At 59.3% G+C, this 25,816-nt stretch carries 24 protein-coding genes and 1 pseudogene; 13 read left to right on the top strand and 12 right to left on the bottom strand.

The genetic code is table 11. The features are described 5' to 3' along the window. The first annotated feature begins 18 nt into the window (after positions 1–18). On the top strand, positions 19–456 hold the full coding sequence (locus HYPDE_RS11105) for a response regulator (protein ID WP_015598555.1): 438 nt from the start codon (positions 19–21) through the stop codon (positions 454–456). Here HYPDE_RS11105 and HYPDE_RS11100 read toward each other — a convergent pair. Both HYPDE_RS11100 and HYPDE_RS11095 read right to left on the bottom strand, forming a co-directional pair. Beyond that, a complete protein-coding gene (locus HYPDE_RS11100) occupies positions 453–1,982 on the bottom strand; it encodes a DHA2 family efflux MFS transporter permease subunit (RefSeq protein WP_015598554.1) in 1,530 nt (509 codons plus the stop codon). The genes HYPDE_RS11105 and HYPDE_RS11100 overlap by 4 nt on opposite strands. After that, entirely contained in the window at positions 1,969–2,898 is a 930-nt protein-coding gene (locus tag HYPDE_RS11095) for an HlyD family secretion protein (RefSeq protein ID WP_051111994.1), read from the bottom strand. Before HYPDE_RS11095 ends, HYPDE_RS11100 begins: the two co-directional genes overlap by 14 nt. Positions 2,899–3,157: 259 nt before the next feature. Here HYPDE_RS11095 and HYPDE_RS19130 point away from each other — a divergent pair, with 259 nt between their 5' ends. Continuing rightward, complete coding sequence (locus tag HYPDE_RS19130) at positions 3,158–3,601, top strand: hypothetical protein (protein ID WP_144061248.1); 444 nt, start codon at positions 3,158–3,160, stop codon at positions 3,599–3,601. A gap of 62 nt (positions 3,602–3,663) precedes the next feature. On the opposite strand, the gene HYPDE_RS11085 is transcribed toward HYPDE_RS19130, so the two are convergent. From HYPDE_RS11085 to HYPDE_RS11070, 4 genes are all read right to left on the bottom strand, one after another. Then, the gene (locus tag HYPDE_RS11085; RefSeq protein ID WP_015598551.1) at positions 3,664–3,945 is read right to left on the bottom strand and encodes a hypothetical protein; all 282 of its coding nucleotides are present in this window, start codon (positions 3,943–3,945) and stop codon (positions 3,664–3,666) included. Between the two features lie 25 nt (positions 3,946–3,970). Further along, a complete protein-coding gene (locus tag HYPDE_RS11080; protein ID WP_015598550.1) occupies positions 3,971–4,171 on the bottom strand; it encodes a hypothetical protein in 201 nt (66 codons plus the stop codon). 567 nt (positions 4,172–4,738) lie between these two features. Further along, the gene (locus HYPDE_RS11075; RefSeq protein ID WP_015598549.1) at positions 4,739–5,107 is read right to left on the bottom strand and encodes a hypothetical protein; all 369 of its coding nucleotides are present in this window, start codon (positions 5,105–5,107) and stop codon (positions 4,739–4,741) included. Between the two features lie 132 nt (positions 5,108–5,239). Next, positions 5,240–5,437 (bottom strand): CsbD family protein, encoded by a 198-nt coding sequence (locus tag HYPDE_RS11070; RefSeq protein WP_015598548.1) that lies wholly within the window; start codon positions 5,435–5,437, stop codon positions 5,240–5,242. A gap of 263 nt (positions 5,438–5,700) precedes the next feature. On the opposite strand from HYPDE_RS11070, the gene HYPDE_RS18790 reads away from it, so the two are divergent. Both HYPDE_RS18790 and HYPDE_RS11065 read left to right on the top strand, forming a co-directional pair. Then, positions 5,701–5,865 (top strand): DUF3309 family protein, encoded by a 165-nt coding sequence (locus HYPDE_RS18790; protein ID WP_015598547.1) that lies wholly within the window; start codon positions 5,701–5,703, stop codon positions 5,863–5,865. A gap of 42 nt (positions 5,866–5,907) precedes the next feature. After that, on the top strand, positions 5,908–6,120 hold the full coding sequence (locus tag HYPDE_RS11065; protein ID WP_015598546.1) for a hypothetical protein: 213 nt from the start codon (positions 5,908–5,910) through the stop codon (positions 6,118–6,120). Positions 6,121–6,281: 161 nt separating this feature from the next. Here the strand turns inward: HYPDE_RS11065 and HYPDE_RS11060 are convergent, their stop codons facing one another. From HYPDE_RS11060 to HYPDE_RS11050, 3 genes are all read right to left on the bottom strand, one after another. Continuing rightward, positions 6,282–6,563 carry a hypothetical protein gene (locus tag HYPDE_RS11060; protein ID WP_015598545.1) on the bottom strand — a complete coding sequence of 94 codons (282 nt, stop codon included), beginning with the start codon at positions 6,561–6,563 and terminating at the stop codon, positions 6,282–6,284. A gap of 130 nt (positions 6,564–6,693) precedes the next feature. Next, positions 6,694–9,786 (bottom strand): efflux RND transporter permease subunit, encoded by a 3,093-nt coding sequence (locus HYPDE_RS11055; protein ID WP_015598544.1) that lies wholly within the window; start codon positions 9,784–9,786, stop codon positions 6,694–6,696. Positions 9,787–9,834: 48 nt separating this feature from the next. Further along, positions 9,835–10,905: an efflux RND transporter periplasmic adaptor subunit gene (locus HYPDE_RS11050; protein WP_015598543.1), complete on the bottom strand. Its 1,071-nt coding sequence runs from the start codon at positions 10,903–10,905 to the stop codon at positions 9,835–9,837. A gap of 320 nt (positions 10,906–11,225) precedes the next feature. Here HYPDE_RS11050 and HYPDE_RS11045 point away from each other — a divergent pair, with 320 nt between their 5' ends. The 6 genes and pseudogenes from HYPDE_RS11045 to HYPDE_RS11025 all read left to right on the top strand — a co-directional run bounded on the left by HYPDE_RS11045 (position 11,226) and on the right by HYPDE_RS11025 (position 19,764). Beyond that, positions 11,226–12,200, top strand: a complete 975-nt coding sequence (locus tag HYPDE_RS11045; protein WP_051112075.1) for a Vgb family protein — start codon at positions 11,226–11,228, stop codon at positions 12,198–12,200. Between the two features lie 56 nt (positions 12,201–12,256). Continuing rightward, positions 12,257–13,876, top strand: coding sequence for a PQQ-dependent sugar dehydrogenase (locus HYPDE_RS19845; protein ID WP_015598541.1), 1,620 nt, complete (start codon positions 12,257–12,259; stop codon positions 13,874–13,876). Continuing rightward, positions 13,792–14,013: pseudogene (locus HYPDE_RS19840) on the top strand (glucose dehydrogenase); the annotation flags it as partial. The gene HYPDE_RS19845 and the pseudogene HYPDE_RS19840, both read left to right, overlap by 85 nt. A 183-nt stretch (positions 14,014–14,196) precedes the next feature. After that, positions 14,197–15,240, top strand: a complete 1,044-nt coding sequence (locus HYPDE_RS11035; protein ID WP_041320372.1) for an NAD(P)-dependent oxidoreductase — start codon at positions 14,197–14,199, stop codon at positions 15,238–15,240. 317 nt (positions 15,241–15,557) lie between these two features. Further along, the gene (locus HYPDE_RS11030; RefSeq protein ID WP_015598539.1) at positions 15,558–17,708 is read left to right on the top strand and encodes an OmpA family protein; all 2,151 of its coding nucleotides are present in this window, start codon (positions 15,558–15,560) and stop codon (positions 17,706–17,708) included. Positions 17,709–17,886: 178 nt separating this feature from the next. Further along, entirely contained in the window at positions 17,887–19,764 is a 1,878-nt protein-coding gene (locus tag HYPDE_RS11025; RefSeq protein ID WP_015598538.1) for a hypothetical protein, read from the top strand. Here HYPDE_RS11025 and HYPDE_RS11020 read toward each other — a convergent pair. Together HYPDE_RS11020 and HYPDE_RS11015 are read right to left on the bottom strand one after the other, a co-directional pair. Next, positions 19,704–20,693: an alpha/beta fold hydrolase gene (locus HYPDE_RS11020; RefSeq protein WP_015598537.1), complete on the bottom strand. Its 990-nt coding sequence runs from the start codon at positions 20,691–20,693 to the stop codon at positions 19,704–19,706. The two genes, HYPDE_RS11025 and HYPDE_RS11020, sit on opposite strands and share 61 nt — an antisense overlap. Before the next feature lie 15 nt (positions 20,694–20,708). Next, positions 20,709–22,928: a transglycosylase SLT domain-containing protein gene (locus HYPDE_RS11015; protein ID WP_041320370.1), complete on the bottom strand. Its 2,220-nt coding sequence runs from the start codon at positions 22,926–22,928 to the stop codon at positions 20,709–20,711. 286 nt (positions 22,929–23,214) lie between these two features. On the opposite strand from HYPDE_RS11015, the gene dapA reads away from it, so the two are divergent. The 3 genes from dapA to HYPDE_RS11000 are packed head-to-tail and all read left to right on the top strand — an operon-like array spanning position 23,215 to position 25,175. Beyond that, the gene (dapA, locus tag HYPDE_RS11010; RefSeq protein ID WP_015598534.1) at positions 23,215–24,105 is read left to right on the top strand and encodes a 4-hydroxy-tetrahydrodipicolinate synthase; all 891 of its coding nucleotides are present in this window, start codon (positions 23,215–23,217) and stop codon (positions 24,103–24,105) included. A 23-nt stretch (positions 24,106–24,128) separates the two neighbouring features. Then, positions 24,129–24,602: an SsrA-binding protein SmpB gene (smpB, locus tag HYPDE_RS11005; RefSeq protein ID WP_015598533.1), complete on the top strand. Its 474-nt coding sequence runs from the start codon at positions 24,129–24,131 to the stop codon at positions 24,600–24,602. A gap of 3 nt (positions 24,603–24,605) precedes the next feature. Continuing rightward, entirely contained in the window at positions 24,606–25,175 is a 570-nt protein-coding gene (locus HYPDE_RS11000; RefSeq protein ID WP_015598532.1) for a peroxiredoxin, read from the top strand. On the opposite strand, the gene HYPDE_RS10995 is transcribed toward HYPDE_RS11000, so the two are convergent. Continuing rightward, positions 25,156–25,815 carry a uracil-DNA glycosylase gene (locus HYPDE_RS10995; protein ID WP_015598531.1) on the bottom strand — a complete coding sequence of 220 codons (660 nt, stop codon included), beginning with the start codon at positions 25,813–25,815 and terminating at the stop codon, positions 25,156–25,158. The genes HYPDE_RS11000 and HYPDE_RS10995 overlap by 20 nt on opposite strands. Between the last annotated feature and the right edge of the window lies 1 nt (position 25,816).

Raw genomic sequence — 25,816 nt, 5'->3', positions numbered from 1 at the left:
GGAAGTCGTTAGGTCCATGTGACCGAACTCGAGATAAAAAAAAGCAATGCCGCGGTACTCGTTGTTGAGGATGACGTCCTTGTCCGCATGCCGATTGCCGCTTATCTGCGTCGCTGTGGCTATCGCGTGATCGAGGCTGCAGGCAGCAGCGAAGCTCTGACCGTGCTCAATCAGCTGGACTTACCGGTCGATGTCGTTTTGACGGATGTCGAGTTGGAGTCTGGGACAGGTGGTTTTGCCGTTGCCAAATGGGTTCACGAAAACCGCCCTCGTACCAAAATAATTCTGGCAGGCACGCCGCGCCGAGCGGCCGAGCAGGCCGGCGAGCTTTGTGCGAAGGGGCCGCATCTCAAGAAGCCGTATGATCACGCGCTCGTCGAGACGGAAATCCGAAACCTCTTGGCGGTTCGCCAAAAGCTCGACCCGTGTGAAACCAAGTTGCCAAGCCGTACCTAGATCGGTGAGCGCCTCGGGCCATCGCCTTGTTGCTTCCTCAGAAGAAGCACGAGCGGAATCAGCACCAGGAAGCTCAATGTCACAAATCCGAACGCCTCAATGAATCCGATCATCGTCGATTGCCGCGTCAGCTCCATCGCCAGCATTTGCAGCGTATGTGGATCGGACATGCTGAGGCCCGTCGTATCCAGCCAAGACGTAAGAGCCGGATTATAGGGATTGATTCCTGCACCGAGGCTTTGCCAATTGGCGTGGCTTTCTCGCGTCAGCACTGTAGCAGCAACCGCGATTCCGATTGATCCACCGATCGTGCGAGCGAGATTGAAGATGCCGGCGGCTTGGTCCGATGCCTCTTGCGGCAGGGTTTGGTACGCGAGCGTCGAGAGTGGAACGAAGATCATTCCCATGCCCAGCCCTTGCACGATTCCCGGCGCGATAATCCAGAACATGTCGACATCGAGGTTATACCAGGTCGTTACGTAAGTGCCGATGGAGGCGAGCGTCAGTCCGATGAGAACAAGCCACCGCGGCTCGAAGCGATTGATGGTCGTAGCCACGAAGACCATGCCCATCGCGACCGCGATTCCGCGCGGTGCCATGACGAGGCCGGCCGTGCTCGCAGGATAGCCGAGCAGGTGCTCGAGAAACAAAGGCTGCAGGGCAATCGTGCTGAGCATTCCGACGCCGAAAGCCATGATCATGAACGTTGCTGTTGCGAGATTGTGGTCTCGCAAAAGGCTGAGGCGCAGGATGGCATCGGGCCGCTTGTAACTTCGCACGGCGAATGCGATGAGGCAGAACGCCGAGACGAAGATCAAAGTGATGATGAAATTCGATTGCAGCCAATCGTCGCCGTTTCCGCGGTCGAGCAGCATTTGCAGACTGCCGACGCCGATGGCGAGCAGCAATGCGCCGATCCAATCCGCAACCGCTCGCGATCGCGGCGTTTGCTTCAAAAAAGCAAGGATCATCGCCAGATTGATGAGTCCGATGGGCACGTTGATGTAGTAGACCCATCGCCACCCGAGATGGTCCGTGATGAAACCACCGACCGTCGGCCCCATGATAGGACCGAGCAGAATGCCGATGCCCCAAATGGCCATGGCTTTCCCGCGATTCCGGGCTTCGAACGTATCGACCATGATGGCTTGCGAGAGCGGTACGACGCTCGCGCCAAACGCGCCCTGGAGAAGACGAAAGACCACCATCTGGGCCAGGGTTTGCGATTGGCCGCAAAGCATCGACGCAACCACGAAGCCGGCGACGCTCACGAAAATGACGCGCTTTCGCCCGAACCGCTCGGCAAGGAAGCCGCTCGTCGGAATGACAATCGCTTCGGCAACGATGTAGGACGTCAAAACCCAGGTGATCTGATCCGGCGTCGCGCCAAGTGCGCCCATCATATGCGGCAACGCGACATTGACGACGGTCATGTCGAGAATGACCATCAGGACCGCGAGAAGCACGGCAGTCGCAGTTAGAACTTTGCTGACCGTACTTTCAGAGGCGGTATCACTGAGCGCCACTGCCGGAACCCTTGCTGGTGGTATCGACGGTGACGGATGCCGATGCGCCGATGCGCATTTCGGGATCACCCGGCTTCAACGTGAGCGCGACGCGGACGGGAAACCGCTGCGTTGTCTTCACCCAGTTCCCCGTTGAGTTTTCGGCCGGCAGCAGTGAAAACGCGGCACCGCTGGCGGGGCTCACGGCTTCCACTTCGCCGCTGAACTCATGCGACGGAAAGAGGTCGATCGTTATCGTGGCTTTCTGACCCGCTTCGATGCGCGCAAGGTCCGTTTCCTTGAAGTTCGCGTCGACCCACCATTTCGAAGTATCGATTAATGGGAATAGACTCATGCCGGCTTTGGCAATCGACCCAGGGCGGACGCGCACCTTGCCAATGATCCCATCGACAGGGGCCTTAATCGTTGCATGATCGAGTTCGAGGCGTGCCTGATCGGCGCCAGCCTGCGCCTGATAGATGTTGGCCTTGGCTGCGGGAGATTGCGCCGCTGGGCCGGTCGCCTGCTGCTGTGCAAGCGTCAGCTTCGCTTCCGCCGCTTTGAGCGCAGCTTCGAACGGCGCAGGATCGAGTCGCACTAGAACATCGCCCGCTTTGACGGTTGCAAATTCCTTGGCGTTGACCTCGGTCACGAGCCCTGACGTCAGCGGAGCGATTGGCACTATATTGGCTTGGACATAGGCATTGTCGGTCGAAGGATGGAGCACCGAATAGTGCCAGTAGGCGTAGCCGGCCGCGATGATCGCGAGAGTTGCGAGAAGCCCGGCGAGCGCCGGCCAACTCCTCAATAGACCTCGGCTCTGCGGCGCGGGAGGGTGCACCGTAGAAGTCGGATTCGCTTTGGGTAAGGATTTCTGTCCTTGCTGCATTTTCGAATTCTTTTGTCCTTGCAGCATCTTGGGGGGTGCATCCTGCATGCGGGCCTCGTTCGGCTTCTGATCGCAATTCGCCCTGGGCAATAAAAGTTGCCTTTAATTCAATGGCAACCGGAGGGGAGCGCACGGTTTAGTATATGCGACGGATATGATGCGCCCGGCTATTTATCCTGCATCTGCGGCGGTGGCTGGGATCGATTCGTCGCATGGCCCCCGCAATGCGCATTAGGCCGGGCCTTCCGGGAACCATCCTTGCGGGACGAGCGTCTAGCGTTGGTCAGACGAATGGGAGGCCCGTCCGATGTATTCCGACGCTCGATCTTCAAAACCTAGCCGGTCCGAACCGCCTTTTAAGGGCTTCTGGAATTGGCGCGCCAAGGATTTCAGGGCGTTTCTGAGCACGTTTATTTTCAAATCTCGCTGGCAAGGACCAACGGAAATAGCTGCCTCCCTGCCCCAAGGGAGCCACGACACTGCAACTCACTTGCAGAAATGCTGCGAGCGGGCGCTTGACGCACATACCGTAGAGGACGCCATCTTCTGGCATAGTGAGGTGATCAATGAGCTTTCTATCGAGATCTATTCGATGGCCACGATGCCCTGGCCCGACGTGAGGAAGCAGCGAGCGATAGCGGATTTGACGGATTTGCAGAATCGCCACGGCGCGATTCTTCATCGCCTGACCGGAATCGTTGCGCGGAATGAGCAACTTATCTGGCAACCGACATCGGTATGTCGAAAGTAGGACAAAGTAAGACGTCGTGCAGAAATCCGTCTGGGTACCCGCATCGCCCGGCGGTTCGCCGCTTACCGTGAGAAAACCTTCTCCATAAGCATCCGCCGCCGTTCCGATTTGGCGCGCTGCTCATCGTTTGCGAGACTGGCTCGAACCTCATTGAGCTTCGTCTTCAACGCCTGATAGTCGGCCTCAATAGCTGCTTTCGCGAGGCGGATCTCATGAAAAGATCGCTCGTTCGAAGGCTTGGTGCCGCGAGACGCATGTGCCCTTTGAAGACGGCCGACGGATTGGATGAGGCTGTCCAGCCGCGATAGGCAGATTGCAATCGCACTCTCGCTGGCGTGCACCACGTCTTGCGCCTCCGGCTGGTGAAAATTACGCGGCCTTTGGCGCACGGAAATCCGACGCATACACTTCGTCCAGAACCTGATGCAGTTCGTGTCGCGCCTGCTTCAAATGTTCTGAGCAGTCTTCGCGGTTGATCCCCGCAGACAACTCTCCCTTCTTCAATTCCTTTTCAAGATCGTAGACGGCCTTGAGCACATCATAAACTTGATTGATTGCCCTTTTACGCATGACGAACTCCCAATTTTGCTACGCAGGGTAACGGCGTAGGCGGCCATCAGGTTCCGGACCCGTGCGTTGAACGAATAAATAGAGGTCGTAACCGATCGAAATCTTGATCACGATTTCTTGGCAGTCGCAACTCGGCCGCATTCGGAACCTGACCTTGAAACTGTCCAACGCAAGCGCGCACAAGCGAGCGATCAACGGAATGCGATGCCAGTATCGGCGTTCCGTGCACCTCCCCGTTAACCTGGGGGCGGCGGGGAGGTGTGTTGAACATCGAGTAGCATTCACCCGACAACCCGACCGAGAGCAGCCATCGCAGTCGATGCGATAGGATTGTTCGGTGCGGGTTGTTCAACAACGAAATACCCCGGCGGACATGCCGCCGGGGCTACACCAGCTAGGAGATTGCCGAGGCCTAGAGAGCCCTGGCAGAAAGGATATTGGGCGAGATGCCGGTTGGTTGCGAGACATGAATCGGCCAACTATCCATCAAGCCTATGCCTTTTGACATATGCGCCGGTCTGGCCACTCGGCACTCTTGCCCAGCGGGTTCAAGGCGCGCGCAGCACATTATTGGCGCATACAGTACTTCGTATCGGCAACGGCCTCGGCCTCTTCCAATAGCGCCTCTGCGAGATGCTCGGCTTGCGTCACGCTAAGGCCGTAGGCAGGCTCGTCTTCAAATCGGAGCATGACGACTGGTTCGTGGCGTCCATGTCCGACAGCGTAGCACTTCGGAAGCTTCGTGAGCCGATCGGGTGAGGACGCGTTCGAGCGCGGTGCTTGGGACGCGATTGCGACGAGCGCGGCGACGGCATCGGGGCCCAGGCTCAATTTCTGTACGCGCCCGGCGGCATCTGAGAGCGCGACTTCCAAACGCGACGTCGCGTGATCGACTTCCGATTCGGCAATCATTTCGGCGAAAAATATCTCTGCCATAGCTGTTCTCCCACCGTCGGAGAGAATCGCTAGCAAGATTCGCAAGCCGTAGGGAATGTCGCCCGTTTGACCCACAAAAGAAAGGCCCGGACTCCGGGCCCTTCTTACAAAAACTTGGGGGGAAAGTGCCGACTAGAGGCTATTCGACCATCTGTCGATTTCCTCTTTCGCCTTGTCTTTGGCGTAACCGTAACGCTGCTGGAGCACGCCTTCGAGCTGCTCACGATTTCCGTTGACGCGAGTCAGATCATCGTCGGTCAGCTGACCCCACTTCTCTTTGACTTTCCCACTGAGCTGCTTCCAATTGCCTTCGATACGATCCCAATTCACTGCATCCTCCTCTATTGCGCGACATAGATGCTAACAAAAACGTTTTAAGTCAGGGACAGTTCCAATTTGACCAGCGCATAAAGTGATCGCAGCCGCAGCTAGGCGCTGTGCATCGGAAGGGTTTCTGCGAGTTCAGAAAATCCCGATTTTTATTCGCCTGTTCAATTCTGCTCGGCGATCATTGAGCCGCATAGCCGACACAACTGGGAACAAAGCGGTGTGTGCGGACATTGGAGAGACAAGTTGTTGGAGAGATAATCGCAATGACCCTATCGACGATATTGTTGGTCATTCTTCTGGTTGCTGTACTCGGTACATTGCCGCGCTGGCCTTATAGCCTTGAATGGGGTTACGGGCCGTCGGGCCTGCTCGGCGCTGCCGTTCTGCTTCTGATTGTCTTCGCTATTCTCAATCACACACCCGTTTAAGGAGTTACGATGCATCCCTGGATGGCAGTATGGATATGGTCGATGGCCATGTCGCAGATTGCGCGAGACTCGATGTTTGGAGTTTCCAGCAACTCTGGAGAGTTCCAGCCGGTCGCGGCCCAGGCGATGCCCACCACCATTCGCCTCGGCGATTATCTGCAGTCGGAAATTATCACGCATCCGCTACCCAACAAGCTTCTCGACCGTCTCGCTGATCTTTATTGGACGGAGCGCGAGTCCAAACTCGCGATCTGAACATCTGATGTGTCGGCCGTTGCCCAAGGCTTGAACGGTGAAAAGCGGAGCGCGAAGCGCCTATCAAGAAGCCCTCCTTTCAGTAGCAGTTGACATGAAAGAAGCACGAGAAAGCCCCGGCCTCTGTCGAGAACCGGGGCCTATCCGTCCCGCATCGGATTCTAGTCGCAATAGCGGTAGCCATGCCGCCAATAGCAATCGCGATCGTAGTAGGCGCCCGCTGCGCCGGCCGCGATAGCTGCGCCGACGCCGAGCGCGATCCAGCGTCCATTATGCCAATATCCGCGCCCGCGATGGTGATAACCCCCATAATGGCCGTGATGACCATTATAGGAATAATGCTTGCCTCGATAATGCCGCGGGCTGGCCTCGGCCGCAGGAATGGTTGCGATCATGGCGAGCGCCGTTCCAAGAGCAGCAATCGAGTTGATGCACTTTCTCATATGCGTCCTCTTATCAGCCTAGGCGAGAAACATCGGTCCCGCTTCTGTCAATAACGCTCTGAAACGGAAATCGTTGCGGTTTGCGCCAACGCGATAGAGCCTTTGAATACAACGTCGGTTTTCTCTAGTCTTATCTCGGTGCGGTTCGTAACTCGTCGATCAGACGCCGAGTTTCTTCCACTCTCGGTTTCGACCAGGGTGCCAGAATGCGATAGGCGACCGGGATCAGGAATAGTGTGAAGAGCGTCGCGAAGCCGAGGCCGCCGATAATGACCCAGCCGAGAGCCAGGCGAGATTCGGCACCGGCGCCATGAGCAAGGATTAGCGGCAGCGCGCCGAGAACGGCAGCCGATATCGTCATCATGACCGGCCTCAATCGGGTGCGTGCTGCGTCGCGAATGGCGGCATCGACCGTCGCGCCCTCGTCGCGGCGGATGTTGGCGAATTCGACGATCAGAATGCCGTTCTTGGCCATGACTCCGACGACCAGGACCAAGCCGATCTGGCTATAGACGTTGAGCGTACCGCCCGTGAGCGTGATCGCGAGTGCTGCGGCCGCAAGGCCGAACGGCACTGTAAAGAGAATTACGAGCGCGCTCGTGATGCTTTCAAACTGCGCCGCGAGGACGAGAAAAACGACGAAAAGCGCGATGCCAAAGACGATCGACGTATTCTGCGTCGTCTCCGCCAAGGTCTTTGCTTCGCCAAGCAACGTGATCGACATGTTCGGCTGCAGAACGGTTGCTGCGACGGTGCGCATTTCCTTGACGGCGTCTCCGAGAACGACGCCGTCGCCGAGGCTCGCTGTGATTCCGACAGAGCGCTGTCGGTTCTCGCGTCCAAGCGTCGGAGCGATTGCAACTTCTTTGATCGTGACCAGCGACGAGAGCGTCACGAAAGATCCGTCGGCTGTTTTTACGAACAGGTTCTCGAGATCCGCCGGATCGTTAATCGGGCGGCCTCCGGCCTTGACCTGAATTTCCACGATGTCGTCGCCGATGAAGAGATCGGCGGCTTTCTGGTAATCGATCATCGCATTGATCAAGCTCGTGATCGTGGTGATGGGCACGCCGAGCTTGGTCGCTGCTTCGCGATTGATGCGGACCGAGAGTTGGGGTTGCGTCGTGTCGTAGTCCATGCGGACACTGCGGAAATCCGGCAACGCCTGCATCTTGTTGACAAGCGCGACGGCCGTATCCGAAAGTTGATCGTAGTTCGGACCGACGATCGCAAAGCGAAGGCCCTGGCCGCCGCCGCGGATGTTCAAGCTGTTCGCTGTCTGCGTTTGAACCTGGAGGCCCACAACGTCCGAAAGCTTCTTCTGTAACTCGGCCTGAATTTGCTGTTGTGTCCGCTCGCGCTCTGACCAGTCGGCCAGCGTCGCCACAACCATCGCACGGTTGACGCCGCCATTGCCGATCGAGCTTAGGACGTTCGTGACTTCGCCCCTCTGCCGATAGGGTACAAGCAGGTCCTCAACCTTCTGGGTGAGCTTTGCCATGTAGTCGAGATTGCTGCCTTGCTGTGCATTCAAACGGATCTTGATGATCCCGCGGTCCTCAGACGGCGTTATTTCTTGCTTCAGGGATTGAAATGCAAACCAGCCGAGCACTCCGAAAGCAAGGCAAAGCAATACGAACAGCCAGCGGAGCTTCAGGCAAATCTCGACGATGCCCATATAGAGATTGGTGAGAAAGCCGTCGTGACTCTCCTGGCCTTCGCCGCCCGTTCCGAATTTTGATGCGAGCATCGGACATACCGTAAGAGCGACGGCCGCCGAAATCGTTACCGAGAAAGCCAGAACGAAACCGAATTCCGAAAACAAGCTGCCGACGATTCCGGGCATGAACGAAACCGGAATGAAGACAGCGGCGAGCGTCGCCGTCGTCGCCAGGACCGCGAAGACGATTTCCTTTGTGCCAAGAACGGCAGCCGCCCTTGGACCGGCACCCAACAATCGGTGCCGGGCGATATTCTCGATGACGACGATGGCATCGTCGACAACGAGTCCAGTCGCGACGACAAGTGCCAGAAGCGTCAGTAGATTGATGGAAAAGCCCGCCGCCCAGATGGCGGCAAGTGTACCGATCAACGATACCGGGATTGATATGGCCGGCGCGATGGTCGCTCGAAACGAGCGCAGGAATGCCAGGATGATCAGGATGACGATGGCGTTGGCAAGCAGAAGACTGATGACGACCTCGCGCACCGACTCCCGGATGAAGATTGCGTCATCCGAGGTAATCGTGAGGGTGACATCCTTTGGAAGAGTCTTGCGCAAGTCCTCGACGGCGGCGCGCACGCCGTTCGAAATATCGATGGTATTAGCCTGCGCCTGGCGAATGATGTCGATGCCGATCGCGGCTTTGCCGTCGATGCGCGTGAGCGCGGTGGCGTCCTCGAAGCCCCATCGAACGAATGCGACGTCTTTCACCTTCGTCTGCGAATTGATCTCGAGCGCGCTTACGTCGTCAGGCGTCGAAATGGGCGCTTCGGCGCGAACGAGAAGTTGCTGAGACGTATTTTCAAGCGCACCCGATGGCGTGGTGACAGCCGCCTTGCCGATCGCGGTAATCAAGTCATCGAGGCTCAGGCCTCGGGCCGCGAGCGCCACCTGATTGACGCGAACTTCGATCGTTCTCGCACGCAGGCCATAGGAATTCGCGGCGGCGACGCCTTCGACCGCTGCGAGCTTGTCTTCGATGACATTATTAACGAGATCCGTTAGCTCGCCTTCCGACATCTTCGAGGATGAAACCGACATCTGGATGACGGGCGTCGCATCGTCGTCCGCTTTGACGACGCGGGGCTCGTCCTCCATGTCTTTGGGAAGCTGATTGACGATACCGGCGACGGCATCGCGGACATCCATAGCTGCGGTATCGAGATTCGTATTGCTCGAAAATTCGATCGTCACGCGCGTCGAGCCGAATGACGACGTCGAGGAGATGCTCGTTACGCCCTGGACCCGCGACACAGCGCTTTCGATGACGGCCGTCACCTGCGAGTCGATGCTTTCGGGCGTTGCACCCGTATAGTCGGCGCGGACGGTAACGACCGGCCGATCGACATCCGGCAGTTCGCGCACCTCGATGCCCTGGTAAGCTGCAAATCCGGCAATGATGACCAGCAGGTTAAACACAAGTGCGAGGATCGGGCGACGAACAAAAATACCGACCCACCCGCCGTCATCGGCAGCGCGGTCATTCTCAGGCGCGGTCATCGCAAGCGCTCCTTGTATGCTGGGTAATGGCTTTGTCGCGTGGTCTTGTCAGGAGCTTTGCGGTCTGACTGTCTGTCCGTCGCGGAGCGAGCTGCCGCCTTCCCCCACGATTTTATCGCCGGCTTTGAGCTTGGCGTCGATGTAGACGCGATCGCCGTTGCGATCGAGAATCGCGGCGTTCACGCGCTCGACGGCGTTTTGATCGGTGACGCGCCAGACGAAAGCGCCTTGTCGGTCCCATTGGATCGCGAGCGAAGGAACGACCGGACTGTCCTGGCCCGGAAGCTGTACCGAGATCGAGAATGTCGACCCGGGGATCAGCCCCAGATCGGGATTGGGAATTTCGGCGCGTACCACCAATGTGCGGGAGACGGGATCGATACGCGTCCCAACCGCTTGAATCTTGCCGTCTATGATTTCTCCCGAACGAGTGATGAGATTTGCGCGAACTGGGATGCCGACTTTCATTGAGCTTGCCACGGCTTCCGGCACCGTGAACTCGATCAGGATCGTCGACCGGTCGTCGATTGTTGCGATCGGCGAACCAACTGCGAGATAATCGCCCGCTTCAAGCGTCGAAAGTCCCATGATGCCTTTGAAGGGCGCCTTGATCGTCATGCGATCAAGCTCGTCTTTCGCTTTACGCAAATTGGCATCTGCAACTTTGAGGGCTGTATCGGCCTCCGCAACGGCAACTTTTGTGATGGTTCCTTCATTGAGCTGTTTGTAGCGCGCGACCGTATCAGCAGCTTGCGCGCGTTGCGCTTGGGCGGTCTCGACCGCGATTGCCTCCGTATCGGCATTGAGCTTGACAAGCGCCTGATTGGCCTCAACGAGCTGACCGCCCTCGAAGAGCACCTGATCGATGACGCCCGCGACGCGCGTTGTCAAAGTAACTTGCTGACGGGCGCGGCCTGAGCCCACTGCTGCAACGCGTTCGTTCATGCGCTCGATTTTGACATCGGATAAAGTGACTGCTGGAAGGATATCGCCGCGCTTTCCGGCCCGCTGTGCACTTCCCTCTGAGGCGCCAAGCCACGTTGCGCCGAGTAGCAAGGCAAGAATAAAGTACGTTTCGTGGAAGAGGCTTCGCCGCCGTGAGCCTGGAAATACGAACATCAATAATCCCCCAGAAAACAATCGCTCGCGCTTCTCCCCAGAAGCATGGTGACTCTGCGCTAAGGCCTTAACTGTCTAGCCTGAAAAATCCGGCGCGAAGTTTATGCGGAGCAGAGTTGAGATGTCCACCCGTCGATGCCCGGTATGGAATTCGGTTTCTGACAGGAACTCCGCAGGAATCCCCGTGCAACTAAAAAGCGTATGACGCATTTAGTGTCTTAATAGCCATATCGTTATGGCTGATACGCGTGATCGTGCATTGCCGTTCGCTCTGTCACGCGGCAATGCTCGGCCGCGTTGGAATTGGGAGCGAATGGCGAATGATAATCGAGAAGCAACATCTATTTAGAGCGGCGGCATGGGCGTTGGCTGGCAGCCTCTTGATCTCGGCGGCCGCGACCGCAGGAGAATTGAGCGAAGTCGCGCTACCAGGGAATAGCGTCTACCCGGAGAGCATCGCGGCCGCAGCCGATGGAACCCTTTACGTAAGTGGTCTTTCGGCCGGCGGCATATATCGCATAAAGCCCGGAGCGACGACCGCCGAAGAATGGATCAAACCCGGCGCGTTCGATAGTCGCTCGACTCTCGGCGTTCTCGTCGATCAGAAGGCTGGGCTTCTTCTCGTTTGCTCAAACGACGTTTCAGGGCTCGGCGTGTCGGGTCCGAGTTCCGTCAAGGGGAGCTTCGTCAAAGGCTTCGATCTGGCGACAGGGGAAGGCAAACTCAGCGTCGCACTTCCAAAGGAAGGCAGCTTTTGCAATGATTTCGCAATCGCGCCAGACGGATCGATCTTCGTCACCAACTCGTCATCTCCACAAATCCTGCGGTTGAAACCCGGAGCCTCCGAGCTAGAAGTCTGGCTTGAGAGCGCTGACTTCAACCAGCCCAAGGAAGGCGCAGGTCTTGATGGCATCTCCTTTGGAAGCGATGGCAACCTCTACGTCAACACCTACACCAACGCCGAGTTCTTCCGCGTCGACGTAAAAGACGGTGCACCAGGTAAGATTACGAAGCTCAAGGCATCGCGTCCGCTGAAGCTCGCCGATGGTTTGCGTCCGACCGGCGCGCAGACATTCATCATGGCGGAAGGTAGCGGCAGCATCGATCGCCTGACCGTCAAAGGCGATGAGGTCGATGTCGAAACCATCAAGGATGGCCTTGCCGGACCGACGTCTGTTGCGCTCGTGGGGAATACCTATTGGGTGCCCGAAGGTCAGCTCGCGCACCTTTTCGATTCGAAAAGCGGCCCTCCGCATCTCCCGTTCAGGGTAGTCGGAATTTCTGCAGGTCGATGATCGGCTGCGGCGAAAATCTCCGACACGTTCGAACGAATGAGGCAAGGAGTTACTAGATGACCATTCGCTTGTTCAGCCGTGGTGCGCATATCGCATTTGTCGGCGCGGCACTGTTTGCGGTTCAGTCGGCGAGCGCCCCTTCTGTGCACAGCCAGGAAAAAGGCTGTCCGGCATCCGAGGCGGGCATTACTTTGCCCAAAGGCTTTTGCGCCACGATCTTTGCAGATCAGATCGGGCACGCGCGTCAAGCCGTCGTCGCGCCGGATGGGACGCTCTATCTTAATACTTGGAGCGGCGTTTACTACAACAACGATACGCCGCACGAAGGTGGGTTCCTGGTTGCGCTGAAGGACTCGAAAGGAACGGGTCACGCGGATATTGTCTCACGCTTTGGCCCGACTTTCGCCCAAGGCGGCCACGGTGGCACGGGCATAGCCCTCTATAAGAACTGGCTCTATGCCGAGATCAACGATCAGATCGTGCGCTACGACGTGAGCAAAGGCGCGCCGGCTCCGGATGCGAAGTCTGAGACGATACTGAGCGGAATGCCGATCACCGGCGATCATCCGATGCATCCCATCGCGATCGATGGTGATGGCAACCTGTTCGTCTCGGTGGGGTCGGCGACAAACACATGCGAAGTGAAAAATCGCATGCCGCACTCGCCGGGTAATGATCCTTGCACCGAGATGGAAACGCGCGCTGGAATTTGGCGCTACGATGCGAATAAGCCGGGACAGGTTTTCTCGGCGAAGGAGCGTTATGCTTCCGGTATTCGCAATCCCGAAGGCTTTGATTTCGATGCGGCCGGCCGCTTCTATTCAACCCAGCACGGCCGCGACCAGCTGCATGAGAACTGGCCGGAGCTTTATACGGCCGCGCAGGGCTTCGAGCTGCCGGCCGAAGAAGTCATGATCGTCAAGAAGGATGCGTGGTACGGCTGGCCCAAGTGCTATTACGATCCAGCGCAGAAGAAGTTGGTCCTAGCTCCGGAATACGGTGGCGACGGCGGCAAGAAAATCGGCGACTGCGATAAAGCAGAAGGACCGGTCGCGGCGTTCCCTGCGCACTGGGCACCGAACGATCTTAAGATTTATAAGGGGTCTCAGTTCCCGAAAGCCTATGCGGATGGCGCCTTCATCGCCTTCCACGGATCGTGGAACCGGGCCCCATCGCCGCAAGCGGGCTACAATGTGGTGTTCCAGCCGCTTTCCGACGGCAAGCCATCTGGCGACTACGTCGTCTTCGCGGACGGCTTCGCTGGCGCGCATAAGGATCCGGGACGCGCCGCTCATCGTCCTTCAGGTCTGGCCGTTGGGCCCGATGGCGCACTCTACGTGACCGACGATAAAGCCGGACGCGTCTGGCGCATCACCTTCGTCGGCGATCCAAACGTCGGGGTCGAAGCGGCCGCGGCACCAACGGGAGAGGCGAAGGCATCGCCCGAAGCGTCGCCCCCGAAGGCGTTCATCCCGATGCCGGAAAAGAGGCCGCTCTTCCCATTCCGCAGGGGGCAACCGCTGACCAAGTTGCACTTGGCAAGAAGATCTTCCACGGTGAGGCGGCCGGCGCGACCTGTTCCGGCTGTCATGGCGCCGACGGGATCGGAACGCCTGTCGGTCCGGCGCTCGACAGCGGCACCTGGCTTTGGAGTGACGGTAGCCTGGCGGCCATAGCCAACACCATTAAGAACGGCGTGCCTGAGCCGAAACAGCATCCAGGAGCGATGCCTCCGATGGGCGGAGTCACGCTCTCGAACGGCGATTTGGAGGCGGTTGCGAGCTACGTTTGGGCCATTGGCCACCGTAAATAGTGCGCGACGAAGGCCGTATATACTCGCTTCGTTTATCAGGCCAATGCCCCGGGCAGGACCGCAAATTCCTCCTGGGTACCCGCTTGGCCTCATCGTGTATGATTGTTTTGCAGTGGCGCTTATCGCCGCTCCGAATTGTTCGCGCCCGTACCCGAACGGCCAAGACACATTGAAGTCAGAGACATGTCGATATCCGAAGTAAAAAAAGCTCGGAAAAAAAGCACGCGGACGCGGCCGGAGCGAATGCAGGCGCTCGCGACGTTGCCCGTTTTTTTCAAGCTCGCCGGCAAGCGCGCAATCGTCGTCGGCGGCAGCGAACCGGCCCTTTGGAAAGCCGAGCTTCTTGCCGCCACAGGCGCCCATGTGGAAGTCTATGCAGACGCCTTTGCCGATGGATTCGACGCTCTCGCTTCCGAACCCCCGAATGGATCGGTCAAGCTCATGCACAGATCGTGGACACCCGCCGATCTTGACGAGGCCGCGATGGCAATCGGTGCCAGCGAGGATGATGTCGATGCTGCAGCTTTCGCAGCTGCCGCGCGAGCGGCGGGCGTGCCGGTCAATGTCATAGATCGTCCGGCATTTTGCGATTTCCAGTTCGGTGCGATCGTCAATCGCTCGCCGCTTGTCCTGGCGATATCGACAGACGGAGCCGCTCCCGTTCTTGCCCAAACGATCCGCTCCCTCGTGGAAGCGCTTCTGCCGGATGGTTTGAAGCGTTGGGTGGAGGCAGCGAAGATCTGGAGAAGCAGAGGCGGTCAATTGGGTGCGACGCCTGGAGCGAGGCGCGGATTCTGGACCCGCTTCGCTGAACTCGCGATGCGCGAGGCGAAGCGCGCACCGCGTGAGACCGATTTCGATGGGCTCCTGCGCTCACCTGACGGAGCGCCGCAGTCCGTCGCAATCATCGATGTCGGAGAGAACGCCGAAATGTTGACGCTCGGCGCATTGAGGGTGCTTCGCACCGCCGACATTATTTTCTTCGACGATGACGTACCGCCCGCGACTCTCGATTTTGCGCGCCGTGAAGCTCAGCGATACCCTATCGCCCCCGGCATAAAGGACCCCCTCGATCGCATCGCCGAAGCGGCGAAAGGCGGCGCGCACGTCGTTCGGCTCATTGCGGTTTCCGCCGGGAGTGTTGAGCCATCTCGAAACGACCTGCGGCGTGCGTTGCGCGATGCTGGCCTGACGGTCACGGAGTTTCCGTTGGTTCGAGCCATTTAAGGGCCTGCCGATTAGTGCCATGCAGTTGCCGTGAAGGCACGTCAACATGACTGGTCTGCCACACAGAGTGGGCACAGTCTCGAATCGGCACAAAATAGACAAAAATACCACTTAATTTCAGTGCGTTAGCAGAAGATGGCGCCACCACCGCTTGGCTTGGAATGGCACCGGCACTCGTTTATACTCGCTACCGGGGATGCGCTCGGATCAAAGTCTAGCCATGGGTTGGGCGGTTTGCACATCGCTCTCCTTGTTTGTGGAGCGTTGACTGCATAGTCGTGGCTCCGCGTTGCATTTTGTTTCGGAGTCGCGTGCGAATGCGCTGCAATCCCTCTTATTGGCTGTTGGGCCTTGTCCCGATTGCGGCGCTGAGTTGGGTGGCCGTGCAGTTTCAGCACGAGGATATCGAAAATGATCTCGCACGGCGAACTGCGGAAGCACTGAAGCGCGCCGGGCTCACCTGGGCGACACCGCACGTCGTCGGTCGCGATGTCGTCCTGACGGGTAAGGCGCCCGAGGAACGCGGCCCGATGCTGGCAGCGGGGTATGCCCGCAACGTCTGGGGCGTGCGTGTTGCATACAACCGATCTGGGCTTATTGAGCGCGTCGCAAACTATCGGTGGTCGGCGGCGTCCGATGGCTCCGGCCGGCTTCGGCTCACCGGCGACGTCCCCTCGGAACACGCGCGCCGATCCCTGCTCGACACGGCTAAAACCGCATTTCCGTCCGCGACCGTCACCGACGGCATGCGTCTCGCTCGCGGCTCGGTTGATCCCGATGCCTGGCTCGCGGGTGCCGAATTCAGTTTGAAAACTCTCTCCGGATTGAAGCGTGGCGAAGCCGAACTCGCGGCGCTCGATCTGTCGATGCGCGGCGAAGCCGCGACCTCCGAGGCGTATCGTCAGGCAAGGGCGGCGCTCGAGAAGAAGCGACCGGCGCGCGTGGGGCTCGCGGAAGAAAGAATCGCTTTGCCGATGGTGCGGCCCTACGTCTGGAACGCTCGGAAAGGCGGCGACGGATTCGTGATCGAGGGCTATGCGCCTGGTGACGATGCGCGTGACAGGCTTGTCGCGCGCGCGAGATCTCTATTTGGCAAGATGTCCTTTTCCGACCGCACTGATATTGCTGACGGTGCACCCGACGGATGGGAAAAGGCAGTCGTCATTGCGCTTGAGCAGCTTGCTCAGCTCAAATCGGGAGACGTGGCATTCAGCGGCAGAGATCTGACGTTTTCCGGCGAAGCCGCCGACGAGCAGGTCGCGGCGGCGGTGCGACGATCCCTGAAACTCGATGTGCCGCAGAATTTCAAGATCGTCGATCGCATCCGTTATCCGAAGCCCGATCTGTTTCCGGCGGGCTCCGGGTACGTCATGGGTGTCGTGAATACCGGCACATCAGTCGACGTCATCGGCATGACCCCAAGCGAAGCCGCGAGAGCCGCGCTTGTCGACGCCGTTAAGGCACGGTTTCCAGCGCGCACCGTAAACGACAAGACGCAGGTAGCGCCCGGAGCGCCCGAAGGCTGGCAGCAATGCGTCGTTGCAGGCCTCGCGTCGCTGTCTCGACTGACGAAGGGAAAGTCGCTGCTTTCCGATCGTAAGCTCGAGCTTTCCGGTGAGACAGACGATTACGCCACATCGCAATCGGTTCCAGGAGACGTCAAGGCCGCGGCCGGACAAACCTGCGAAACGACAGTCAACGTCGCGTTCACGGGAAAGATGAAGACGGACCTCTCCTGGAAAGCGACACGCGCGCCGAACGGCATGATTACGCTGGAAGGCGATGCGCCTGACGATCCGTCCCGCGTGCACGTTATCGAGACGGCGCAACAGATCTATCCCGGCGAAAGCATTACGGATCAGATGAAGATTGTCGGCGCTGCGCCCGAACCGTGGTTGTCTGCAACGCGTGTCGCGCTAGGGCAACTCGCGCGACTTCGGCGCGGCGATGTTTCGATCTCCGCTAAGGACGTGATGATCGAAGGCGCCGCAGAGAGCGACCGCGTTGCGAACGAAATTCGAAGCGTCCTCTCGACAGATCTGCCGCCTGGCTACAAAGCCCGGGATGCAATTACCGTGATGACCGCCGATGAAAAAGCCGCCGACAGCTGCCAGACGCTGATGCGCCAGACATCCGCAAAAGGGACGATCAACTTCGAGCGGGCCAAGGCGGATCTGACCGCCGACAGCACGCAAACTTTGCGGGATCTCGTCGAAGTCGCCAACGAATGTCCCGCCTTTAGCATCGAAATCGAAGGCCATACGGACGCGGAAGGAACCGACGAGCGTAACCAGAGGCTCTCCGATCGCCGAGCCCGCGCCGTCGCGGATTTTCTCATTCAGAACGGGGTCAGCGCCCTGCGCCTGTCGACGATCGGTTACGGCGCGACCCGTCCGATTGCCGATAACGCAACTGAAGCTGGCAGGGCAAAAAACCGTCGCATTGAATTCAATGTCAAAGTCAATTGAGCAAACGCGTTCGCTTCGAGGATCGGGTTCATGGATTATTTGTTTGTGAAACTCATTTGGTGGATCGGACTGGCGTTCGCTCTCGGACTTATAACCGGCTGGATCTCATGCCGAGAGGAAAAGCCGTGAGGAAAGTATCGGCATTCATGGTTGGCCACAGGGCGGAGCCGGTCCGGACATGACGTATCTGCTCCTGCAGACATTCCTGCTTTTGCTCGCGTCATATTTTTTAGGCGCGTTCATTGCGTGCACGATAAAGCGCGCGATCATGGGGTCGCGCACTATGGCACCCGTTTACGCTGGCGTTCCGGCAGACGTCGAGGCTCCGCTTTACCCGCCCGTCGGCGCCGTCGCTCAGCGGCCTGTGTCGCCGAGGCCCGTTGCGCCGCCTGTCGTTCCGCGTCCCATTGATCCTGTGCAGCCAAGGATTGATGTGATCCGCCGTCCCGAGCCGCGCCCGATGCCGAAACTCATCGATCCGTCTCGTTTCGAGCGCGCGCTGATGGGGCCGGACCCGAACGAAGGCATGCCGAGAAAGGCGATCCCGGAAATTCGCCCCGCTGTTTTGAAGCCCGTGACCGGAGCTTACCAGCCTGGAACCTATGGGCCGCCGCCTGAGCCGGAACCCGAGATTCCGCCGCCACCGGTTCAACCGGTTGTCATCGAGCCGGAGCCCGAACCGTACGAGCCTGCGCCACGGATTGCTGATGTCGAGTGCGAGCCTACGCCTGAACCCGTCGTCGAGCTGCGCGAAAAGCCGGCAAGACTGACGACGAGGTTGAGCGACGCGACGACATCCGCGGCGGCTGCTGCCGTCGCAGCCGCCAAAGCGGCCGCCGCCGCATCCATAAGTTCGTTCGCGAAAAGGCCGGCGCCCGAACCGAAACCTGAACCGTTGAAAGACGAGGAGTCTGCTCCGTTAAGCGTCGTCGAAGAACCGGAAGAAATTGCTTACGAAGAGATCGAAGACCACGTTGACGAGCCTGCACAAGTCGTCGACGCGGATGATGAACGGCCCGAAGTCGAGGAACCGCCGCACACTGAAGAGCCAGCGTCCGAGGCGCCGGTGGTCGTGCCCACGCCCGTCATCCGGCAACTGACCGAAGGCGGCGACGATTTTCAGCGCATCCGTGCGATTGATGCTGATATCGAGCAACGGCTCAAGGCGGAAGGAATCGACAGCTTCGAGCACATCGCCGCGTGGAGTTCGGCCGACGTCAAGCGCATCAGTCGGCTGCTCGACATTCCCGGGCGTATCGATCGAGAACAATGGGTCGAGCAGGCGCAGATCCTGGCGAAGGGCGGCGAGACCTACTATTCGCGAAACCGCGTGGCAGCACAAAAGGCTGCGACCCCTGTCGAAAAGCCCGGCACCCAGATCGCCGGATTGCTCGCCGCGCAAGCGTCCGAGACGGAGGTCGCGGCAGACAAGCTGCAATCCTCGCCTGCCGTTCAGTCCGCAAAGGAAGAAGATAATGCGGAAAAAGACATTACGCCGACCCTTGCCGATAAGCGAGCGGAGACGCAGCTCTCCGGTGTAGCCGCCGCAATCCAAGGCCGCTCGGTGGCGGAAATGGCAGCAGCGGCGGCCGCTGCAATCGCTGCGGCGTCGGCAAGCGTCACGCGGGGCCTGAAACCCATCGAGCCGATCTCGCCGCTCGCGAAGGTCGACCCGAAGATTTCAATGCCGGCAAAGCTGTCCGACGCAATCAAGGAGAAAGAGGCGGCCGCAGCGCAAATTTCTGCCGATGGCGAGCCGGAGCCGCCGAGGCCAATGCCGGCGGCAAGCCAAGGTCCGCATGACGACCTGAAGCGCATCCGCGGTGTCGGTGTCCTGATCGAGAAGCGGCTCAATGCCATGGGCATCTCGCGCTACGAACAGATTGCCAACTGGACGCGCGGCGAGATCGATCGTGTCAGTCAAGTGCTCGAATTCAAAGGTCGCATCGAGCGCGAGGGTTGGGTCGAGCAGGCGCGTATTCTGCTGAACGGCGGTCAGACGGAATTTTCCCGCCGCGTCGATCGCGGCGAAGTCGATACGAGCCGCGAAACGTGACTGAAGCCGCTGCGGCTCAGCACGCCATAACGCCTGCCGTCGTTAGCTTCATCCGTTTGGGCGAAGAATGAAGCGATGGCGGAGATCGTCGGTTCATCGCGCAGAAGTGGCGCATGCCCCTCGTTCGGCGCTGTGACCGACGTCATGCGCGGATGGCGCCGCCGCATTTCTTCGACAGTTTCTTCGGATAAAAGATCCGAATTACCGCCGCGCACGACAAGCAGCGGCACGCGCTTCAAGGCTTCGAATTGCGGCCAGAGCTTCGGCATCGGACCGTCAAGCACCGAAAGGCATTTGGCGAGTTTCGCGTCGTAACCGCTAATCGGTTTGCCGTTTTTCTCATTGAACTGCTGACGCGCGATGGCCTCGGCATCGGCATCCGAAAGTTTCGGAAAATCGCGGCGCGTCAGGTCGCGGACGATGCGCGTGGCATCGGCCCAACTCTTGGGCACGGGGACGCGTCCGACGTAGCCCGAGATGCGCGCAAGCCCGTCCATTTCGATGACGGGACCGATGTCGTTGAGGACAACCGCGCCGACCAGCGAAGGCTGTACGGCCGCGAGCACCATGGTGATAAGCCCGCCGCGTGACGTGCCGATGATACCTGCATCACGAAGGCCGAGCATGATCATGTAGTCGATCACGTCCTGCATTTCGATCGGAACGGCATAGTTCTTCCAGTCGTCGTCATATTGCGAGAAGCCGCGCCCACGTGTGTCGAGCGTGAAGACGTCGCGCTGCCGCACGCCGCCGCCGCTGAGCGCCAGCGCAATCGTGTGAAAGTCGCGACTGTTTCGGGTGAGCCCGGCGAGGCAGACGACCGGCCGCGCTCCACTGGGGTTGAGTGCCGGGTAATGGCGGCCATAGAGGCGCAGGCCGTCCTGGGATGTGAAATAGATCTCTTCATATCCTTGCGCGGCTGCCGGCATGTTCGTGTAGCCTCCTTAGCCCTCGTTGTCGCTGGCTGTGCTTGTGTGCGTTTGACTGCTGTCCCGAGTCTTCGGATGGTCCGGTGCCCGGACGAGATCCTGCTGCAGGCGTAGCGCGTTCTTCGTGTCGCCGAGGCGCGCACGGTAAATTTGGATGTTCGCCAGAACCTTGGTGACATAATCGCGTGTCTCGGTGATCGGGATGCGTTCGATCCAATCAACGGTATCGACTCGTGGATCGCGGGGATCACCGTTTTCGCTGATCCATTGCCGAGCGCGCCCGGGGCCGGCATTGTAGCCCGTCAGCCCCAGCACATACGAACCGTCGAAGTCATCCATGCGGTCGGCGATATAGGCTGATGCCAAGGTGACGTTGTAGCGTGTATCGGAGAGCAGCCGCGGAATCTGGCATTTGATTTTGTAATCGCGGCAGACATGGCGCGCCGTGCCCGGCATGAGCTGGAGAAGACCCTTGGCTCCGGCGCCGGAGACGATCTGCGAGTCAAACTCGGTCTCTTGGCGCGCAAGGCCGAGCAGAAGGGCGAGCTCGGGCGGCTTGCGCAGCGGCTTATAGCCAGGGAAGGCCGTGACGGGATAAGCGTACGTCAACAGGTTCTGTCCCTTGGCGACAGCGACCTTCCCGATACGCAACGACATCTGCGGATCACCAATCGCGCGTGCGACGTAAGCCACCATCCCGGCTTCGGCTTCGCTGGACGTTGCGGAATGCAGGGCGACGAGGAAACTCCGCGTGTAAAGACGTGAGAGCTTAGCCTTAGCTGCCAAAATCAAAGCCTTTGTCGCGTCGTCTGACATGAACTTTCGGATTTGTTCAGGCGACGGGTAGGTGGGCGGCTTGATTTCGAGCGACGTGCGCCCCGGCTGCAGCATCTGCATGGCAAGCAGACCATGGAAGGTATCTGTATTCTGTGCGGCAAGCCGATAGTGCTTCGCGGCACCGGCCTTGTCGCCGCGCGCATCCGCCACGCGCCCAAGCCAATACTGCGCTTTCGCATTGCTGAGCGGCCCGTCGGCGGCCGCTGCCATGGCGCGAAAATGTTTTTCAGCCGCATCGATATTGTTCAGATAGCGAAAGGCAATCCACCCCGCCATGAATGTCTGTTCTTTGAGCGGATTGACCGTCAGCGGGCCGGCGTCTCTGGTAAGCCGGTAGGCGAGCTTCATTTTGCCAAGCTTCAGCGCGCCATAAGCCAGCTCGCGGCGCTCCGCCCACCACTCGTCAAGCTCCGCGATCTTTTTAGGGTCAGCAGGGACGGAAAGAATGAGGTCGCTCGCTTCCTCGATCTTCCCGGCCTTGCGCAGCATCTGGGCGCGATGGAAGATCAGTCCGGCATCGCCTTCCCCATGCTTGTCGAGCGCGCTCATCAACACATGGGCGTTCGCAGCCTTGTCGAAAACGGCCAGCCGGGCGGTCGCCTTTTTCCGTTCCGACTGCGGCAGAAGCGGAATGAGGCGGCGCGCAGCAGCGACCCGCGCGGCGCGATTATCCGCATAGCGGACATCGTCCGTCACAAGCCGATCGAAACGCCATTTGTGGTCGTCAGCCGTCAAGAGCTTGCCGAAGCGCGCAACAAAGCCGTTCTCCAACGTCGGCGGAAGCGTCAACTCCCGCCATGTTTTAGCGGCAAGAGATCGCGCTTTGGCGGTATTGCCTTCCGCGAGATAGGCGGATGCGAGGGCCGCGTAGCCGGCGCCGGTCTGCGGTCCCTCGCTTGCGAAATAGCTTTTGATCGCCCTCGAGCTGCCGCCTTTCATAAAGAGCGCCTCTTCCAGCCGTTGAATGAGCATTGCGCGGGAGGGCCAGAGAGGATCGTCTTTCAGAAAAGTCTCGTATTCCGCCGGGTCTCCAAGCCCGGCGCGGAGCCGTATCCAATCGGCAAGCTTCCGTGCAATAGGGTCTGAAATGCTGCTTTTCGCAGTGTTGAAGCGACCGACATCCTGAGCACCGACGGCCGCGACAGCCTCTTGCAGGTTTTTGACGTCGTTGGCGGATGGCTCTGCCGACAAAAGGGGTGCAAGCGCCGAGCCGAGCTTTTCAAGCTGCCTCTGCTCCTCGGGAAGGGGGCGCGGAGCAGGGACTTCGCGCAGGGGTGAGTCGGCGAAAACAGGCGATCCCGTGACAAGCGCCACGGCGGTGAGCCAGCATGCCGCGACGCTCCTCAAAGCACCGGCACGAAAGAGATTTGGCGTTGCCACGACAGGATTTAGAGGCATCGTTTCTCATTCGGTGGGACGCACGGCTGCACGATCTTGCGGCAAGCTTAACGAGCGCCTAATGTCGTTGAGCTTGCACCTAAAAGTGTTCGTCCGGTCGTATTAAGCGGTGGGATGGCCGCGGACGCAAGCACTTGGCCGGACGACGTGGCACGTCCGTGCGGCAAGACCGTGGCTCGGGTTGAAGGGGACCTTTTAGGACAAGTTTATCAGTAGATGTCTACAACCGAGACACGTCGGCCCTTCTGGACGGACCCGGCTCCAGAAATCAAATCAAGGCGCATGCATGTTTAAAGGTTCGATCACGGCGCTCATCACGCCTTTCAGAAACGGCAAGGTCGATGAAGCGACCTACACGCGGTTTGTAGAGTGGCAGATCGCAGAAGGCACACACGGCCTCGTTCCGGTCGGAACGACCGGTGAGAGCCCGACTCTCGACTTCGATGAGCACAAGCGCGTCATAGAGCTTTGCGTCACAACGGCAAGAAAACGTGTGCCGGTCATCGCCGGAACCGGCTCCAACTCGACGGATGAAGCAGTCGAGCTGTCGCAGTACGCCGAAAAGGTTGGAGCCGATGCGGTTCTGATCGTGACGCCGTACTATAACAAGCCGAGCCAGGAAGGGCTCTATCAGCACTTCAAGGCCATCAACGATGCGATCAACATTCCGATCGTCATTTATAATATTCCTGGCCGGTCAGTCGTCGACATGTCGGTTCAGACGATGGCGCGTTGCTACGAGCTGAAGAACGTCGTCGGCGTGAAGGACGCGACGGCCAATCTCGCGCGGCCTTCGCAAACGCGCGCGGCTCTTGGTCCAGATTTCTGTCAGCTCTCGGGAGAAGACGCAACGGCACTTGGTTTCATGGCGCACGGCGGCTCAGGATGCATTTCCGTTGCGTCGAACGTCGCGCCGCGTCTCTGCGCCGAGTTCCAGAATGCGTGTCTCGCTGGAGATTTCAAAAAAGCGCTGGCATTGCAGGATCGCCTGATGCCGCTGCACGAGGTCATGTTTATCGAAAGCAATCCGGGACCGGTGAAATACGCAGTATCGAGACTGGGTTTCGGCACGGGCGAAATGCGGCTGCCGATGGTCCCGATTTCGGAATCCGCGCGCAAGGCTGTCGATCAGGTGCTGCATCAACTCGACCTGATCGGCGCTAGAGCAGCCGAGTAAACGCGCCTGGAGCTTGTTGAACGATGGCCGCGAAACGCGACGACGGCAGCACGCTTGTCGCCGAGAACCGGAAGGCACGGCACGAATACTTCATCACCGACAGCTGGGAAGCAGGTATCGAGTTGCTCGGATCGGAGGTGAAGTCATTGCGGAGGGGGCAGTCGAACATCGCCGAAAGCTATGCGTCCGTTGAGGATCAAGGAGTCTGGCTGATCAACAGCTACATTGCGGAATATCCTGGCGCCGCGATGTTCCCGCACGAGCCGCGCCGCAAACGCAGGCTGCTGATGCATGCGAGTGAGATCCACAAGATCGCGATTGCCGTCGAGCGCAAGGGCATGACGCTCGTTCCGCTCGAACTTTATTTCAATGCCAAGGGTCGGGCGAAAGTTAAGGTTGGTCTCGCGCAGGGCAAGAACCAGTCGGACAAACGTCAGGATGCGGCCAAGCGCGACTGGAACCGGCAAAAGGCGCGGCTGATGCGCGAACGAGGCTGAGCTGTGTCGAAGAAATCCGAGGCGAACGACCATTGGCCCTGGCCCGCGCCCATCGATGATGGTGGCGCAAAGCACCTCATAGCCGGCACGCGTTTGCCTGATGTTTCGTTGCCTGCGACGCGCGGCGCGGACGTGAATCTTGCTCGTTATCAGGAGAGGGCGATCGTCTTCGTTTATCCAATGACGGGGACGCCTGGCGCGCCAAATCCCCCGGATTGGGACACGATTCCCGGCGCCCACGGCTCAACTCCTGAGGCGGAAGGCTTCCGCGATTGTTATGCCGAGTTCGAACTGCTCGGGTATGAAGTTTTCGGACTGAGCGCGCAACCGCACGCCCTGCAGCATGAGTTCGCGGTTCGCGCGGGAATACCCTACCTCCTGCTCAGCGACGAAAATTTCGCATTTGCGGACGCTTTGAATCTGCCGCGCTTCGAAACGGGTGGCGTTACGTACCTCAAGCGGCTGACGATGATCGTAAGGAATGGCGTTGTTTATCGCGCCATCTATCCAGTGTATCTGCCCGCGACGCATGCCCGCGAACTGTTGCTATCACTCAATCGGGCTCGCGCCTGATATCTTCAAACACGGCCCGGAACATGGCGGGCGTCAGCCGGCCCGTGTTCGTATTGTAGCGCGAGCAATGAAAGCTATCGAACAGGATGCGGTTCGACCCAATCTCGTGACGCGCCCCATGCGCAAACGGAAAGAGCGTCTTGCGCTTCGCAAGCGTCGTTAAAACCTGATCGTGGGCGATGCGTCCGAGCGCCAGTATGATTTTCATATGCGGTAGATGGCCGAGGCGCGACTGGAAATAGGGGCGGCAGGTCGCAATCTCTACCGGTTCCGGCTTGTTTTCGGGAGGTACGCAGCGAACCGCATTGGTGATCATGCAGTCGACGAGCTCAAGACCATCGTCGACGCGCGCTTGATAGCTGCCGCGCGCGAAGCCGTAAGCGAGAAGTGTCGCGTAGAGAAGGTCGCCGGCATAGTCGCCGGTGAAAGGCCTGCCCGTCCGATTGGCTCCGTTGCGGCCGGGCGCCAAGCCGACGATCAAAAGGCGGCAATCGGCATCGCCGAACGACGGAACTGCGCCGTTGAACCATGACGGCTCTTTGGCTTCGTTGTCGTGGCGATAGGCGACAAGACGCGGGCAGCGGCCACATTTAACGGGAGCCTCAGGCCCGATAGCGTCAGCCGTCAGCGCGCCCGCCATG

The sequence above is a fragment of the Hyphomicrobium denitrificans 1NES1 genome (assembly GCF_000230975.2).
Classification (GTDB): Bacteria; Pseudomonadota; Alphaproteobacteria; order Rhizobiales; family Hyphomicrobiaceae; genus Hyphomicrobium_B; species Hyphomicrobium_B denitrificans_A.
The sequence above is the reverse complement of the archived record's forward strand: the minus strand, read 5'-3'. Positions and strand labels throughout refer to the sequence as shown.

Excerpts from the sequence above, each read along its gene's own strand:
- HYPDE_RS11095 (WP_051111994.1), bottom strand. The coding sequence starts at position 2,898 with ATGCAGGATGCACCCCCCAAGATGCTGCAAGGACAAAAGAATTCGAAA.
- HYPDE_RS19130 (WP_144061248.1), top strand. The coding sequence starts at position 3,158 with ATGTATTCCGACGCTCGATCTTCAAAACCTAGCCGGTCCGAACCGCCT.
- HYPDE_RS11080 (WP_015598550.1), bottom strand. The coding sequence starts at position 4,171 with ATGCGTAAAAGGGCAATCAATCAAGTTTATGATGTGCTCAAGGCCGTC.
- HYPDE_RS11075 (WP_015598549.1), bottom strand. The coding sequence starts at position 5,107 with ATGGCAGAGATATTTTTCGCCGAAATGATTGCCGAATCGGAAGTCGAT.
- HYPDE_RS18790 (WP_015598547.1), top strand. The coding sequence starts at position 5,701 with ATGACCCTATCGACGATATTGTTGGTCATTCTTCTGGTTGCTGTACTC.
- HYPDE_RS11065 (WP_015598546.1), top strand. The coding sequence starts at position 5,908 with ATGGCCATGTCGCAGATTGCGCGAGACTCGATGTTTGGAGTTTCCAGC.
- HYPDE_RS11060 (WP_015598545.1), bottom strand. The coding sequence starts at position 6,563 with ATGAGAAAGTGCATCAACTCGATTGCTGCTCTTGGAACGGCGCTCGCC.
- HYPDE_RS11055 (WP_015598544.1), bottom strand. The coding sequence starts at position 9,786 with ATGACCGCGCCTGAGAATGACCGCGCTGCCGATGACGGCGGGTGGGTC.
- HYPDE_RS11050 (WP_015598543.1), bottom strand. The coding sequence starts at position 10,905 with ATGTTCGTATTTCCAGGCTCACGGCGGCGAAGCCTCTTCCACGAAACG.
- HYPDE_RS11045 (WP_051112075.1), top strand. The coding sequence starts at position 11,226 with ATGATAATCGAGAAGCAACATCTATTTAGAGCGGCGGCATGGGCGTTG.
- HYPDE_RS19845 (WP_015598541.1), top strand. The coding sequence starts at position 12,257 with ATGACCATTCGCTTGTTCAGCCGTGGTGCGCATATCGCATTTGTCGGC.
- HYPDE_RS11035 (WP_041320372.1), top strand. The coding sequence starts at position 14,197 with ATGTCGATATCCGAAGTAAAAAAAGCTCGGAAAAAAAGCACGCGGACG.
- HYPDE_RS11030 (WP_015598539.1), top strand. The coding sequence starts at position 15,558 with ATGCGCTGCAATCCCTCTTATTGGCTGTTGGGCCTTGTCCCGATTGCG.
- HYPDE_RS11025 (WP_015598538.1), top strand. The coding sequence starts at position 17,887 with ATGACGTATCTGCTCCTGCAGACATTCCTGCTTTTGCTCGCGTCATAT.
- HYPDE_RS11020 (WP_015598537.1), bottom strand. The coding sequence starts at position 20,693 with ATGCCGGCAGCCGCGCAAGGATATGAAGAGATCTATTTCACATCCCAG.
- HYPDE_RS11015 (WP_041320370.1), bottom strand. The coding sequence starts at position 22,928 with ATGCCTCTAAATCCTGTCGTGGCAACGCCAAATCTCTTTCGTGCCGGT.
- dapA (WP_015598534.1), top strand. The coding sequence starts at position 23,215 with ATGTTTAAAGGTTCGATCACGGCGCTCATCACGCCTTTCAGAAACGGC.
- smpB (WP_015598533.1), top strand. The coding sequence starts at position 24,129 with ATGGCCGCGAAACGCGACGACGGCAGCACGCTTGTCGCCGAGAACCGG.
- HYPDE_RS10995 (WP_015598531.1), bottom strand. The coding sequence starts at position 25,815 with ATGGCGGGCGCGCTGACGGCTGACGCTATCGGGCCTGAGGCTCCCGTT.